This is a genomic window from Micromonospora sp. NPDC049171, from assembly GCF_040648275.1.
GTDB lineage: Bacteria > Actinomycetota > Actinomycetes > Mycobacteriales > Micromonosporaceae > Micromonospora.
Genome location: NZ_JBEZDJ010000003.1, coordinates 173294 through 188944, shown reverse-complemented (window position 1 = coordinate 188944; position 15651 = coordinate 173294). Strand labels below are relative to the sequence as shown.

General features: G+C 74.6%; 2 protein-coding genes. Both read left to right on the top strand.

Features of this window, described 5'->3' with window-relative positions:
• The gene (locus tag AB0B14_RS05445; RefSeq protein WP_357521469.1) at positions 1-6282 is read left to right on the top strand and encodes a type I polyketide synthase; all 6282 of its coding nucleotides are present in this window, start codon (positions 1-3) and stop codon (positions 6280-6282) included.
• A gap of 2 nt (positions 6283-6284) precedes the next feature.
• Positions 6285-15638 carry a type I polyketide synthase gene (locus tag AB0B14_RS05440; protein WP_357521467.1) on the top strand — a complete coding sequence of 3118 codons (9354 nt, stop codon included), beginning with the start codon at positions 6285-6287 and terminating at the stop codon, positions 15636-15638.
• Positions 15639-15651: the final 13 nt, after the last annotated feature.

Below are 15651 nucleotides of genomic sequence, written 5' to 3'. Positions count from 1 at the left end.
GTGCCGAACGGAACCAGCCCGACGCCCGCCGCACCCGACCGGGTCGTCACCGCGCTGCGCAACGCCCTGAAGGAGAGCGACCGGCTCCGCCGCCGCAACGAGGAGCTGACCGCGGAGCCCATCGCGATCGTCGGCATGGCCTGCCGGCTGCCCGGCGGCGTCACCTCACCGGAGCAGCTGTGGGACCTCGTGGACGCCGGGCGGGACACGGCCGGCGATTTCCCCACCGACCGGGGCTGGCCACTGGACCGGCTGTTCAGCGACGACCCGGACCTGCCGGGGACCTCATACGTCCGGCAGGGCGGCTTCCTGTACGACGCCGGTGACTTCGACCCCGCGTTCTTCGGAGTGTCCCCACGGGAGGCGCTCGCCATGGACCCGCAGCAGCGGCTGCTGCTGGAGACGTCGTGGGAGGCGATGGAACGCGCCGGCATTGACCCGGGCACCCTGCGCGGCAGCCGGACCGGCGTCTACGCCGGAATCATGTACCACGACTACGGCGCCCCGATGGATCAGGTGCCGCCGGACGTCGAGGCGTTCATCGGCACCGGCAACGCGGGCAGCGTGTTCTCCGGCCGGATCGCGTACACGTTCGGTTTCGAGGGCCCGGCGGTCACCGTCGACACTGCGTGTTCGTCGTCGCTCGTCGCGCTGCACCTGGCGGCGCAGGCCCTGCGCCAGGGCGAGTGCTCGCTCGCCCTGGCCGCCGGCGTCACCGTGCTGGCCACCCCGGACGTGTTCATCGGCTTCAGCCGCCAGCGCGGGCTTGCCCCGGACGGGCGGTGCAAGGCGTTCGCCGCGGCGGCCGACGGCACCGGCTGGGCGGAGGGCGCCGCCGTGCTCCTGGTCGAGCGACTCTCCGACGCCCAGCGCAACGGGCACCGGGTGCTGGGTGTGGTACGCGGCACCGCGGTGAACCAGGACGGCGCCTCCAGTGGCCTGACCGCGCCGAACGGGCCGTCGCAGCAGCGGGTGATCCGGCAGGCGCTGGCGGCCGCTCGGCTGTCGGCGGCGGACGTGGACGCGGTGGAGGCGCACGGCACCGGCACCCGGCTGGGCGATCCGATCGAGGCGCAGGCGATCCTGGCCACCTACGGGCAGGAACGCGACGGCGACCGGCCGCTCTATCTCGGGTCGCTGAAGTCGAACATCGGCCACGCCCAGGCCGCGGCCGGCGCCGCCGGGGTGATCAAGATGGTGCTGGCCATGCGCCACGGCCGGCTGCCCCGCACCCTGCACATCGACCAGCCGACGCCCGCCGTGGACTGGGACGCCGGCCGGGTCGAGCTGCTCACCGACGCCATCGCGTGGCCGGAGACCGGGCGTGCCCGCCGCTGCGCGATCTCGTCGTTCAGCGCCAGCGGCACGAACGCCCACGTGATCCTGGAGGCCGCGCCCGACGCCGCGGACGTCCCGCCGTCCGGCCCGGAGCCGGCCGTGGTGGCGTGGCCGGTGTCGGCCCGCTCGGCGCCGGCGCTGCGCGGCCAGGTGGACCGGCTGCGCGACCACATCGCCGCCGCGGACGTCTCCGGTGTGGACGTCGGCTTCTCCCTCGCCACGACCCGCCAGGCGTTCGCGCACCGCAGCGTGCTCCTCGGGCCGGGCGGCCGGGAGATCTCCGGTGTCCTGCCCTCTACCGGCACCGGTGACGTGGGTTTCCTGTTCGCGGGTCAGGGTTCGCAGCGGCTGGGGATGGCCCGGGCGCTGGCCGGGTCGTTCCCGGCGTTCCGGGCGGCGTGGGAGCAGGCGTGCGCGGAGGTGGACGCGGTCCTGGGGCGTTCGTTGGCCGCGGTGGTGTGGGGCGACGACGCCGAGCTGCTGGCGCGTACGGAGTTCGCGCAGCCGGCGCTGTTCGTGTTCGAGGTCGCGTTGTTCCGCCTGCTGGAGTCGTGGGGCGTGCGGCCCTCGGTGCTCGTCGGTCACTCGGTGGGGGAGATCGCCGCCGCGCACGTGGCGGGCGTGCTGTCGTTGCCGGACGCGGCCCGGCTGGTGGTGTCGCGGGGTGCGTTGATGCAGGCGCTGCCCGCCGGCGGGGTGATGCTGTCGGTGGCGTTGCCGGAGGCGGAGGTGGCCCGCTTCGACGATGTGTCGGTGGCCGCGGTCAACGGTCCGTCGTCGGTGGTGCTGTCCGGTGCCGGTGACCGGCTCGCCGCCATCGAGGCGGTGCTGCGGGACGAGGGTGTGCGGGTACGCCGGCTGCGGGTGTCGCACGCGTTCCACTCGTCGTTGATGGACCCGATGCTCGACGACTTCCGGGCGGTGGTGTCGCGGCTGACGTTCGGCCCGGCGCGGATCCCGTTCGTGTCCACGGCGGCCGGTGACTGGTCGGATCCCGGGTACTGGGTCGGTCACGTCCGGCAGACGGTGCGGTTCGCCGATGCCGTGGCGGCCTTGCCGCCGCTGCGGACCTGTCTCGAGATCGGCCCCGACGCCACGTTGACCGGGCTGGCCGGGCAGTCGGATGTGGCCGCGATCGCGTTGTGCGTCAAGGACCGGGACGAGGACGTCGCGGTCGTCGAAGGTGTGGCCCGGGCGTGGACGGTCGGCGTCGCCGTCAACTGGGCGGCGGTGAACGCCGGTGGCCGGGTGGTGGATCTGCCGACGTACGCGTTCCACCGGGAGCGGTACTGGCTGCTGAACCGGACCGGCGCCGCCGATCCGGCGGATCTGGGGCTGGCCGCCGCCGGGCATCCGTTGCTGGGTGCGGCGGTGGCGATGGCCGACGGTGGCCAGGTGGTGCTCACCGGGCGGGTCAGCCGCTCCGGGCAGTCGTGGCTGGCCGACCACCGGATCGCGGGCCGACTGCTGGTGCCGGGCACGGCGCTCGTCGAGATGGCGATCCGGGCCGGCGACGAGGCCGGCGTGGGCCGGGTCGACGAGTTGACCGTGCAGGCGCCGATGGTGCTGCCCGACTCGGGTGGGCTGCAGGTGCAGGTCGGCGTGGACGCCGACGGCCACGTCCGGATTCACTCCCGGCCGGATGACGAGCAGCCCTGGACGCTGCATGCCGCCGGGACGCTCGCCGAGGACACCGGGCCGTCGCCGGCCACCGGGCAGGCATGGCCGCCGCCGGGTGCGGAGCCGGTGGACCTGGACGGGTTCTACGAGCGGCTGGACGCGGCCGGTTCGGTCTACGGCCCGGCGTTCCGAAACGTGCGGACGGCGTGGCGATCGGGCAACGAGGTGTGGGCGGAGGTCGTCGCGCCCGCCGACCTGGACCTCGCCGGGTTCGGTATCCACCCGGCCGTGCTGGATGCCGCGTTGCACCCGGTCGCGCTGACCGGCGTCGGCGCCGGCCGCCCGATGGTGCCGTTCGCGTTCGACGGTGTGCGCCTGCACGCCACCGGCGCGCGGAGCCTGCGGGTGCACCTGACGGCCACCGGCGCGGACACACTCAGCCTCACCGCGACCGACCCGGCCGGCACGCCGGTCGTCGCCGTCGACGCGTTGACCCTGCGGCCGATCGCCGACCCCGCGGCCGCGCCGGTCGCCAACCTCTACCGGGTGCGGTGGACGCCGCTCGCGGCGACCGGCGGAAACGCCCCGGTCGTCGCCGCGCTGCCGGTCGGCGCCACGGACCTGTCCGCGCTGGCCGTGGACCCGGTGCCGGACCTCGTCATCGCGTACGTCGAACAGGCGATCGACCCGCGCGCCGCGGTCAACGACGTGGCCGGCCTGGCCCGCGCCTGGCTCGCCGACGCCCGCTTCGCCGACGCCCGCCTCGCCTTCGTCATCCGCTCCGGGGACCTGGCACACGCCGCCGCGGGCGGTCTCGTCCGCTCCGCGCAGGCCGAGCACCCGGGCCGCTTCGCGCTTGTGGAGAACGACCGGGCGAAGCTCACCGCCGAGGACATCGCCGAGGCGGTCGGGCGCGGCGAGGAGCACGTCCGCATCGGCGAGGCCGAGGTGCGCGCGCCGCGGCTGACGCCGGCCGGGCAGGGCGACACCCTCGAACCGCCGGCCGAGCGGCCGTGGCGGCTGGAGAGCACCGGCGCCGGCACCCTCGACGCGCTGCACCTGGCGCCCGCCGGCGCGGACGTCACCGGCCCGCTCGCCCCGGGCCACATCCGCGTCGAGGTCCGCGCCGCCGGGGTCAACTTCCGGGACGCGTTGATCGCCCTGGGCATGTACCCGGGCGAGGCCGCGCCCTGGCTCGGTGACGAGGGCGCCGGCGTGGTCACCGAGGTCGCCCCGGACGTCACCGGTCTCGCCGCCGGTGACCGGGTGCTGGGCCTGATCCCGCGCGCGTTCGGCACCCACGCGGTCGCCGACGCCCGCATGATCGTGCCGCTGCCGGCCGGGTGGTCGTTCGAGACCGGGGCATCGGTGGGCATCGTCTTCGCCACCGCGTGGATGAGCCTGGTGGAGATCGCCGCGGTGCGTCCGGGTGATGTGGTGCTGGTGCACGCGGGCGCCGGTGGGGTGGGCATGGCGGCGGTGCAGCTGGCCCGGCACCTGGGGGCGGAGGTCTTCGCGACGGCGAGCCCCGGCAAGTGGGACGTGCTGCGCGGACTCGGGTTGGACGACACGCACATCGGGTCGTCCCGGTCGCTGGAGTTCCGGGACCGGTTTCTGGCCGCGACCGGCGGCCGGGGCGTGGATGTGGTGCTCAACGCGCTGGCCGGCGAGTACGTGGACGCGTCGCTGGACCTGCTGCCCGGCGGCGGCCGATTCGTGGAGATGGGCCGCACCGACATCCGGGACCCGGCCGTGATCGCCGCCGACCGGCCGGGTGTGACGTACCGGGCGTTCGACCTCATCGAGGCCGGCCCGGCCGCGATCGGAACCATGCTCCGCCAGGTGGTCGAGCTGGTGACCGCCGGTGCGCTGCAGGTCCTGCCGGTGGCGTCGTGGGACGTGCGGCAGGCGCCGGAGGCGTTCCGGTTCGTCGCCCAGGCCCGCCACGTCGGCAAGGTGGTGCTGCGGGTACCGCCCGCCTGGGACCCGGACGGCACGGTCCTGGTCACCGGCGGCACCGGCACCCTGGGCGCGGCTCTGGCCCGGCACCTGGTGTCCGCGCGCGGGGTCCGCCGGCTGGTGCTGGCCGGGCGGCGGGGGCCGCAGGCGCCTGGCGCACCGGAGCTGCGGGCCGAGCTGGAGGCGGCCGGCGCCGAGGTGACGATCGTTGCCTGCGACGTCGCTGATCGTGATCAGGCCGCGGCGCTGCTGGCCGGACGGCGGCTGACCGCGGTGATCCACGTCGCCGGGGTGACCGACGACGCGGTGCTCGGGTCGCTGACACCGGAGCACGTCGACCGGGTGCTGCGGGCCAAGGCGGACGCCGCGTGGCACCTGCACGAGCTGACCGCGGGCCAGGATCTCGCCGCGTTCGTGCTGTACTCGTCCGCGTCCGGCATCGTCGGCACACCCGGGCAGGGCAACTACGCCGCGGCCAACGCGTACCTCGACGCGCTCGCCGCCCACCGCCGTGCCCGCGGCCTCCCCGCCGTCTCGCTGGCCTGGGGGCTGTGGGACGCGGAAAGCACGATCACCGGCAAGCTCGGCGACGCCGACCGGGCCCGCGTGCAGCGCTCCGGCGCGCGTCCCCTCACCACGGCCGAGGGACTGTCGCTGTTCGACGCGGCGCTGCGCCTCGACGAGCCGCTGGCCGTGCCGATCGGCCTCGACCTCGGCGCCCTGCGCGCGACCGCCGCCGCCGGCAAACCCGTGCCCGCGCTGTTCCGCGCGCTCGTCCGGCCCGCCACCCGCCGCGCGACCGCCGGCTCCACGGCGGCGCCGGACGGGCGGGAGTGGTTGCGGCGGGTGGAGTCGGTGTCCGGGGAGGAACGGCTCCGGCTGGTGGTGGAGCTGGTCCGGGAGCAGGCCGTGGCGGTGCTCGGATTCGGTGACGTGACCGGGGTTCCGGTGGACCGGCCGTTCCGGGAGGTGGGGTTCGACTCGCTGACCGGCGTCGAACTGCGAAACCGGTTGAACGCGGTGACCGGTCTGCGGCTGGCGGCGACGGCGGTGTTCGACCATCCGACGCCGGGTGAGTTGTCGGCGCACGTGATCACCCACCTCGATCCGGCCGACGAGAGCCGGGCGGTGCCCCGGATCCTCAACGACCTCGGACGGCTGGAGGCGGAACTCGCCGGCCTCGTCGCCGGGGACGCCGCACGCCTCGAGATCAGCCTGCGGCTGCGCACCATCCTCGCCCGCTGGGACGACACCCCGGACCGGCCCGCCGACGCGGTCGGTGACGTGGCGACCGCCACCGACGACGAACTGTTCAGCTTGCTCGACGACGAACTTCGCACTCCTGACGCGGCCCGGGACAGGTGACCATGAGCAACGAAGAGAAGCTCCGTTCGTACCTCAAGCGGGCCACCGCCGACCTGCGGGACGCGCGCCAGCGCCTCGCCGATCTGGAGGAACGCGACCAGGAACCGGTCGCGATCGTCGGCATGGCCTGCCGCTACCCGGGCGGCATCGCGTCCCCCGAGGACCTGTGGGACCTGGTCGCCGCCGGCCGGGACGCGATCGGCGGCTTCCCGGTGAACCGCGGCTGGGACCTCGACGCGCTCTACGACCCGGACCTGCGGACACCGGGCACCTCGTACGTCCGCGAGGGTGGCTTCCTGCACGACGCGGGCGAGTTCGACGCCGGCCTGTTCGGCATCTCCCCCCGCGAGGCACTGGCGATGGACCCGCAGCAGCGGATCCTGCTGGAGAGCTCCTGGGAGGCGCTGGAACGCGCCGGGATCGACCCCGGCACGTTGCGCGGCAGCGACACCGGCGTGTTCATCGGCGCCGGCCACCCGGGGTACGGCGCCAAGTTCGGCAGCACGCCGCAGGAACTCGAGGGCTACTCGATGACCGGCAAGGCGGCCAGCGTCATCACCGGGCGGATCAGCTACACGTTCGGGCTGGAGGGTCCGGCGGTCACGGTGGACACCGCGTGCTCGTCCTCGCTTGTCGCCCTGCACCTCGCGGTCCGCGCGCTGCGCCAGGGCGAGTGCTCGCTGGCGCTGGCCGGTGGGGTCACCGTGATGCCCTCGCCGGAACTGTTCGCCGAGTTCAGCCGGCAGCGCGGGCTGGCCCCCGATGGGCGCTGCAAGCCGTTCGCGGGTGCGGCGGACGGCACCGGCTGGGCCGAGGGTGTCGGTGTGCTGCTGGTGGAGCGGCTGTCCGACGCGCGGCGTAACGGGCATCGGGTGTTGGCGGTGGTGCGGGGTTCGGCGGTGAACCAGGATGGTGCGTCGAACGGGTTGACCGCGCCGAACGGTCCGTCGCAGCAGCGGGTGATCCGGCAGGCGCTCGCCAGCGCCGGGCTCGCCTCCAACCAGGTGGACGCGGTGGAGGCGCACGGCACCGGCACGACGCTTGGCGACCCGATCGAGGCGCAGGCGTTGCTCGCGACGTACGGGCAGGGCCGCGAGCCGGACCGGCCGCTCTGGCTCGGCTCGCTCAAGTCGAACATCGGGCACGCCCAGGCGGCGGCGGGCGTCGGCGGCGTGATCAAGATGGTGCTGGCGCTCCGCCACGGCTTGCTGCCCCGCACCCTGCACGTCGACGAGCCGACGCCCCGCGTCGACTGGGCGTCCGGCGCGGTGTCCCTGTTGACCGAGGCCCGTCCCTGGCCGGCCGGTGACCGCACCCGGCGTGCCGCGGTCTCGTCGTTCGGCGTGAGCGGCACCAACGCCCACGTGATCGTGGAGGAGGCCCCCGACGAGGAGGCCCCCGAGGAGGCAGCAGTCGCACCGGCGCGGGTCGGCGGCGGGATGCTGCCCTGGGTGCTGTCCGCCCACGATCCCGAGGCGGTGCTCGCCCAGGCGCAACGACTGCGTGCGGCCGCGGCGACGGCCGCGCCGGACGCCGTGGCCCGCACCCTGGCGCGGGGCCGCGCGGTGCTCGGCCGGCGCGCGGTGGTCGTCGGATCGACCCGGGAAGAGCTGCTGTCCGGCCTGGGCACTGTCGTTCCCGGGGGTGGCATCGCGGAGGCGGCGTCGCGTCCGGTGTTCGTGTTCCCGGGTCAGGGTGCGCAGTGGGCCGGGATGGGTGTGGAGTTGGCGGAGGCGTTTCCGGTGTTCGCGGATGCGTTGGCGGAGTGTGCGGAGGCGTTGCGGCCGGTGGTGGGTTGGGATCTGCGCAGCGAGCTCGCAGGTGATCTGTCGCGGGTGGATGTGGTGCAGCCGGCGTCGTGGGCGGTGATGGTGTCGCTGGCCCGGTTGTGGGAGTCGTTCGGTGTCACACCGGCGGCGGTGATCGGTCACTCGCAGGGTGAGATCGCCGCGGCCGTGGTCGCCGGTGCGTTGTCGCTCGCCGACGGTGCCCGGGTGGTCGGCCTGCGCAGCAGGGTGATCGCTTCCCGGTTGGCCGGTAAGGGTGCGATGGCATCGGTGGCTCTGCCGGTGGATGAGGTGCGGGCGGTGCTGCCCGATGGTGTCGCGGTCGCGGCGGTGAACGCGGCGGAGTCGGTGGTGGTGTCCGGTGATCCGGCGGGTGTCGACGCTCTGGTCGCCGGTTGGGATGCCGCTGGGGTGCGGGTGCGGCGGGTCGCGGTGGATTACGCGTCGCACTCGTCGCACGTCGAGGTGCTGCGTGCGGATCTGGTCGAGGCGCTCGCCGGGATCGAGCCGCGGCGGTCGCGGGTGCCGTTCTATTCGACGGTGACCGGGGGTGTGCTCGACACGGCGACGATGGATGCCGGGTACTGGTACCGGAACCTGCGCCAGACTGTCGAGTTCGCGGCGACGGTCGAGGTGTTGCGGGCCGACGGGTTCGACACGTTCATCGAGTGCAGCTCACATCCGGTGTTGACGGTGGGTGTTCCGGAGGCGGTCGGCTCGTTGCGCCGCGACGACGGTGGTGCCCGTCGGTTCGTGACCAGCCTGGGTGAGGCGTACGTCGTCGGGGTGCCGGTGGACCTCCGGTCGTTGGTGGGGGAGGGGCCACTGGCCGAGCTGCCCACGTACGCCTTCCAGCGCCGGCACTACTGGCTCGTCCCGGCCGAGGCGGCGACGAGCGGCGGCGACGACGACGGCTTCTGGACGGCCGTCGAGAACGGGGACGTGGCCGCCCTGGCCGGCTCGCTGGCGACCGCCGAGGACGACCTGCGGCGGGTGCTGCCCGCCCTGACCGGATGGCGCCGCCGCCGGCAGGAGCAGGCCACGCTCGACTCCTGGCGCTACCGCATCGACTGGCGTCCGGTCACCGTCACCGGCCCCGGCACCCTCACCGGCGCCTGGCTTGTCGTCATCCCGGCGGGCCCCACCCAACCGTGGGCCGCGGAGGCCGTACGCGCCCTCCGCGACGCCGGTGCCGACGTCACCGAGTTGGTGCTCGACGCCGCCACCGCCGACCGCGCCGCCCTCGGCGGCGACCTCGCCGGACGGGACGGCCTGACCGGCGTCCTGTCCCTCCTCGCCCTCGACGAGCACCCGCTGCCGGACCACCCGGCCGTCACCGCCGGGTACGCCGCGAACCTCGCGCTCGCCCAGGCGATGGCCGACGCCGGCACCGGGGCCCGCCTGTGGTGCGCCACCCGGGGCGCCGTCGCCGCGACCCCCGGCGAACGACCCGCCAGCGCGTCGCAGTCCGCGCTGTGGGGGCTTGGCAGGGCCGTCGCCCTGGAACACTCCGACCTCTGGGGTGGCCTGATCGACCTGACCGCCACACCCGACGCGGACGCCCGCGACCGGCTCACCGCGGTCCTCGCCGGCCTCGGCGATGAGGACCAGGTGGCGCTGCGGCCCACCGGCGTCCTGGCCCGCCGGATGGTCCGTGCGCCGCTGCACGGCGCGACGCCGGGCCGCACCTGGCGTCCCGACGGGACCGTCCTGGTCACCGGTGGGACCGGCGCGCTCGGCGCCCATGTCGCCCGGTGGCTGGCCCGGGCCGGCGTACCGCACCTGCTGCTCCTCAGCCGCCGGGGAGCCGACGCGCCCGGCGCCGCGGAACTGCGCCGCGAACTCACCGCGCTCGGCACCGAGGTCACCCTCGCGGCCTGCGACATCACCGACCGCCACCAGCTCGCCGCGCAGCTCGACGCCATCCCGGCCGACCGCCCGCTGACCGCCGTCGTGCACACCGCCGCGGTGCTCGACGACGGCATGGTCGACGCGCTGAGCCCCGCCCGCGCCGACCGGGTGCTGCGGGTCAAGGCCCTGGGCGCCGTACACCTGCACGAGCTGACCCGGCACCTCGACCTCTCCGCCTTCGTACTCTTCTCGTCGTTCTCCGCCACCTTCGGCACGCCGGGCCTCGGCAACTACGCGCCCGGCAACGTCTTCCTCGAAACCCTCGCCGCGCAGCGCCGCGCGGACGGCCTGCCCGCCACCGCCGTCGCCTGGGGCACCTGGGCCGGCGCCGGGATGGCCGAGGGTGCCGTCGGTGACCGGGCACGGCGGCACGGCATCTTCGAGATGTCCGCCGACGCCGCCACCCGGGCTCTGCAGCAGTCCCTCGACCACGACGAGACCTGTCCGATCGTGATCGACCTGCGGTGGGACCGGTTCGCCGTGGTCTTCACCTCGGAACGGCCCAGCCGGCTGCTCGACGAGATCCCGGAGGCCCGGGCGGCGTTCACCACCGTCGAGGTGCCGGAGGCAGAAGAGACCGGGACGCTGACCCGGCGGCTGCGGACCCTGTCGCCGGAGGCGCAGACCCGCGAGCTGACCGAGCTGGTCCGGGTCAACGCCGCGCTGGTGCTCGGCCACGACGGGCCCGCCACGATCGACCCCCGGCACGCGTTCCGGCAGATCGGCTTCGACTCGCTGACCGCCGTCGAGCTGCGCAACCGGCTCAACGGCCTGACCGGGCTCCAACTGCCCGCCACCCTGGTGTTCGACTACCCGACGCCCCGGGTGCTCGCCGAGCACCTGCGGACCGCCCTGACCGGCGGCGACCACACGCCGGAGTCGGCCGCCGCCGTGCACACCGGCGCGGAGGACCCGATCGTCATCGTCGGGATGGCCTGCCGCCTGCCCGGCGGGGTCGCCTCGCCGGACGACCTGTGGCGGCTCGTCGATTCCGCGGGCGACGCGATCACCCCGATGCCCACCGGCCGCGGCTGGGACGTCGACGGCCTGTACGACCCGGACCCCGACGCGCCCGGCCGCACGTACGTCCGGGTCGGAGGTTTCCTGCACGACGCGGACCGCTTCGACAGCGACTTCTTCGGCATCTCCCCGCGCGAGGCGCTCGCCATGGACCCGCAGCAGCGGCTCCTGCTCGAGGTCGGCTGGGAGTTGTTCGAGAACGCCGGCATCGACCCGGAGACCCTGCGGGGCAGCCGGACCGGCGTGTTCGCCGGGCTCACCCACCACAACTACGGCATCACCGACCCCGGCGTGCCGGTGCCGGCGGGGCTCGAGGGCTACCGGATGACCGGCAGCACCGCGAGTGTCGCGTCCGGCCGCATCGCGTACACGTTCGGCTTCGAGGGCCCGGCCGTCACGGTGGACACCGCGTGCTCGTCGTCGCTGGTCGCCCTGCACCTCGCGGCCCAGGCGCTGCGCAGCGGCGAGTGCGCGATGGCGATCGCCGGCGGTGTCACCGTGATGTCCTCCCCGGCCGCGTTCACCGAGTTCAGCCGTCAGCGCGGCCTGGCCCCCGACGGGCGCTGCAAGCCGTTCGCCGAGTCCGCCGACGGGTTCGGGCTCGCCGAGGGGATCGGGCTGCTGCTGGTCGAGCGGCTTTCTGACGCGCGGCGTAACGGGCATCGGGTGTTGGCGGTGGTGCGGGGTTCGGCGGTGAACCAGGATGGTGCGTCGAACGGGTTGACCGCGCCGAATGGTCCGTCGCAGCAGCGGGTGATCCGGGAGGCGTTGGCCGATGCGGGTCTGTCCGCTGCCGAGGTGGACGCGGTGGAGGCGCACGGCACGGGTACCACGCTTGGTGACCCGATCGAGGCGCAGGCGCTGCTGGCCACGTACGGGCAGGACCGCGACCCGGACCGGTCGCTCTGGATCGGCTCGCTGAAGTCGAACATCGGGCACACCCAGGCCGCCGCCGGTGTGGCCGGCGTGATCAAGATGGTCCAGGCCATGCGGCACGGCACCCTGCCGAAGTCGCTGCACGTCGACGCGCCCTCCTCGCACATCGACTGGTCCGCCGGCGGGGTGACAGTGCTCGACGAGGCCCGGCCCTGGCCGCAGACCGGTGCGCCGCGCCGCTTCGGCGTCTCGTCATTCGGCATCAGCGGCACGAACGCCCACATCCTGTTCGAGCAGCCAGAGCCCGCGACGACTCCGGCCGAGCAGCCGGCGGCCGCTGTCGTGCCGTGGGTGCTCTCCGCGCGCGGCGGCCGGGCCTTGCAGGCCCAGGCGACCCAGCTCCGTGAGCACCTGGCGGACGCGGACCCGGCCGCCGTCGCGCGGTCACTGGTCCGCACCCGGGCGCAGCTGAGCCACCGCACCGTCGTGGTGGGCGCGGACCTGCCCGAGCTCGTCGCCGGCCTGGACCGGGTCGCCGCCGGAGTCGCCGACATCGTCGGTACGGCGAGCGCGGCCTCGCCCGACCGTCCGGTGTTCGTGTTCCCGGGTCAGGGTGCGCAGTGGGCCGGGATGGGTGTGGAGTTGGCGGAGGCGTTTCCGGTGTTCGCGGATGCGTTGGCGGAGTGTGCGGAGGTGTTGCGGCCGGTGGTGGGTTGGGATCTGCTGGCCGAGTTGTCGGGTGATCTGTCGCGGGTGGAGGTGGTGCAGCCGGCGTCGTGGGTGGTGATGGTGTCGCTTGCCCGGTTGTGGGAGTCGTTCGGGGTGACACCGGCGGCGGTGGTCGGCCACTCGCAGGGGGAGATCGCGGCGGCCGTGGTCGCCGGTGCGTTGTCGCTCGAAGACGGTGCCCGGGTGGTCGGCCTGCGGAGCAGGGTGATCGCGTCACGGTTGGCCGGTAAGGGTGCGATGGCATCGGTGGCTCTGCCGGTGGATGAGGTGCGGGCGGTGCTGCCCGATGGTGTCGCGGTCGCGGCGGTGAACGCGGAGTCGTCGGTGGTGATCTCGGGGGACCCGGGGGAGGTCGATGCGCTGGTCTCGGCGTGGGATGCCGCTGGGGTGCGGGTGCGTCGGGTGGCGGTGGATTACGCGTCGCACTCGTCGCAGGTGGAGGTGCTGCGTGCGGATCTGGTCGAGGCGTTGGGTGGGATTGAGCCGCGGGGGTCGCGGGTGCCGTTCTATTCGACGGTGACCGGGGGTGTGCTCGACACGGCGACGATGGATGCCGGGTACTGGTATCGGAATCTGCGCCAGACTGTGGAGTTCGCCGCGACGGTGGAGGTGTTGCGGGCCGACGGGTTCGACACCTTCATCGAGTGCAGCTCACACCCGGTGTTGACCCTCGGCATTCCGGAGGCGGTCGGGTCGTTGCGCCGCGACGACGGTGGTGCCCGCCGCTTCGTGACCAGCCTGGCTGAGGCGTACGTCGCCGGGGTGCCTGTGGACTTCCGGTCGTTGGTGGGGGAGGGGCCACTGGCCGACCTGCCCACGTACCCGTTCCAGCGGGAGAGCTACTGGCTGCGGGCCGAACCGGCCGAAACCCCGGCGAGCGCCCGGGACGACGTCGAGGCGAAGTTCTGGGAGGCGGTCGAACGCGAGGACCTGGAGTCCCTGGCCGACTCGCTCAGCGCCGGTCCGGACGACCTCGAACGGGTGCTGCCGGCCCTGTCCGGCTGGCGTCGCCGGCACCGCGAGCACAGCACCATCGACTCCTGGCGCTACCGCATCGACTGGCGGCCGCTGCCCGGCGCCGTCACGCCGCCGCTCACCGGCGCCGTCCTGGTCGTCGCGCACCGGGCGGAGCCGGCCGGCGACGCGCTCGCCGCGCACCTGGCGGCCGGCGGTGCCGACGTGCACCGCCTCGACGTCACCGCCGGGGACCTGGACCGTGCCGTGCTCACCGCCCGGATCGGCGAGCTGGCCGCCGCCGGGACCACGATCGGCCGGGTGGTCGGTCTGTGGGCGCTGGACGAGACTGCCCACCCGGAGCACCCCTGCCTCAGCGTCGGCGCCGTCGGCAGCCTCCACCTGCTGCAGGCCCTGCACGAACTGGGAATCGAGGCGCCGCTGTGGCTCCTCACCCGGGGCGCGGTCAGCACCGGCGGCGGCGAGCCGGTCACCGCGCCCGGCCAGGCGCAGGTGTGGGGCTGGGGCCGGGTCGCCGCGCTGGAGCACCCCCGCCTCTGGGGCGGCCTCATCGACCTACCCGAGCACCTCGACGACCGGGCGCTGCGCCAGGTCGCACGGGCGCTCACCGCGCCGGACGGCGAGGACCAACTGGCCGTCCGGCCGGGCGGCACGTTCGTCCGCCGGCTCGCCCGGGCGCCGCTGGCCGGGCGTACCCCGACGCGGCCCTGGCAGCCGCGCGGGACCGTCCTGGTGACCGGCGGCGTCGGCGGGATCGGCAGCCACCTCGCCCGGTGGCTCGCCCGCAACGGCGCCGAGCACCTGGTGCTGATCAGCCGCCGTGGCACCGACGCGATCGGCGCGCCCCAGTTGGCCGCCGCGATCACCGAGCTGGGCGCCCGGGTGACTGTCGCCGCCTGCGACATCACCGACCGGGACGCGCTCGACGGCCTGGTCGGCGGCCTGCGCGACGCCGGAGAGAAGATCACCGCCGTGGTGCACGCCGCCGCGCACATCGGCCTCGGCTCGCTCGCCGACCTCGACGCGGCCACGCTCGCCGAGATCTGCCGCGCCAAGGTCGTCGGCGCCCAGCACCTCGACGAGATCTTCGCCGGGGCCGACCTGGACGCGTTCCTGCTGTTCTCGTCGATCGCCGGGTTCTGGGGCAGCGGCGACCACGGCGCGTACGCCGCCGCCAACGCCCACCTCGACGCGATCGCCGAACGCCGCCGCGCGAACGGTTCCGCCGCCGCCTCGATCGCCTGGGGCATCTGGGACGCCGCCAACGACTGGGACGAGCGGAACACCCGCATCCGGACCCTCAAGAACGAGAAGTCCAGCCGGCACGGCCTGCCGTTGCTCGACCCCGGCCCGGCGTTCACGGCGCTCCAGCAGATCGCCGGCCACGACGAGACAGTCGTCGCCGTCGCCGACGTCGAATGGGACCGGTTCACCGCGCTGTTCACCATGGCCCGCGGCAACCGCCTCCTCGCCGACCTTCCGGAGGCGCAGATCGCCGCCGACGAACCTACCGGCGGCGACGCGGCCGAGGGCACCGGCGAGTTCGCCGCGAAACTGTCCGGCCGGCCCCGGGTGGAGCAGCAGCACCTGGTGCTCGACCTGATCCGGGCGCAGGCCGCGGCGGTGCTCCGCCACGGTGGCGGCGCCGAGGCGATCGACACCGGGCGCGCCTTCCGCGACATGGGGTTCGACTCGCTGACCGCCGTCGAGCTGCGCAACCGGCTGCGGACGGCGACCGGCCTCACCCTGCCCGCCACCCTCGTCTTCGACCACCCGACACCGGCCGAACTGGCCGCCCAGCTTGTCGACCGGCTGGTGCCGGACCAGGACTGTCATCCGATGCTCGGCTCCCTGTCGGCGATGGAGGCGGCACTGGGCGCCACACCGCCCGACCCGGAGACCGGCGCACTGATCGCCAAGCGCCTGCAGAGCCTGGTCTGGAGCATCACCGGCACGAACGGCGACCACGCGGTCGCCCGGGAGACCGCCGTGGACGTGTCGTCCGCATCCGCCGACGAACTGTTCGACCTGATCGACCGGGGCCTCACCACCCCCTGAGCGCCGCCCGGCA

Bases quoted from the DNA above. Each gene is read 5' to 3' on its own strand.
- AB0B14_RS05440 (WP_357521467.1), top strand. From the start codon at position 6,285: ATGAGCAACGAAGAGAAGCTCCGTTCGTACCTCAAGCGGGCCACCGCC.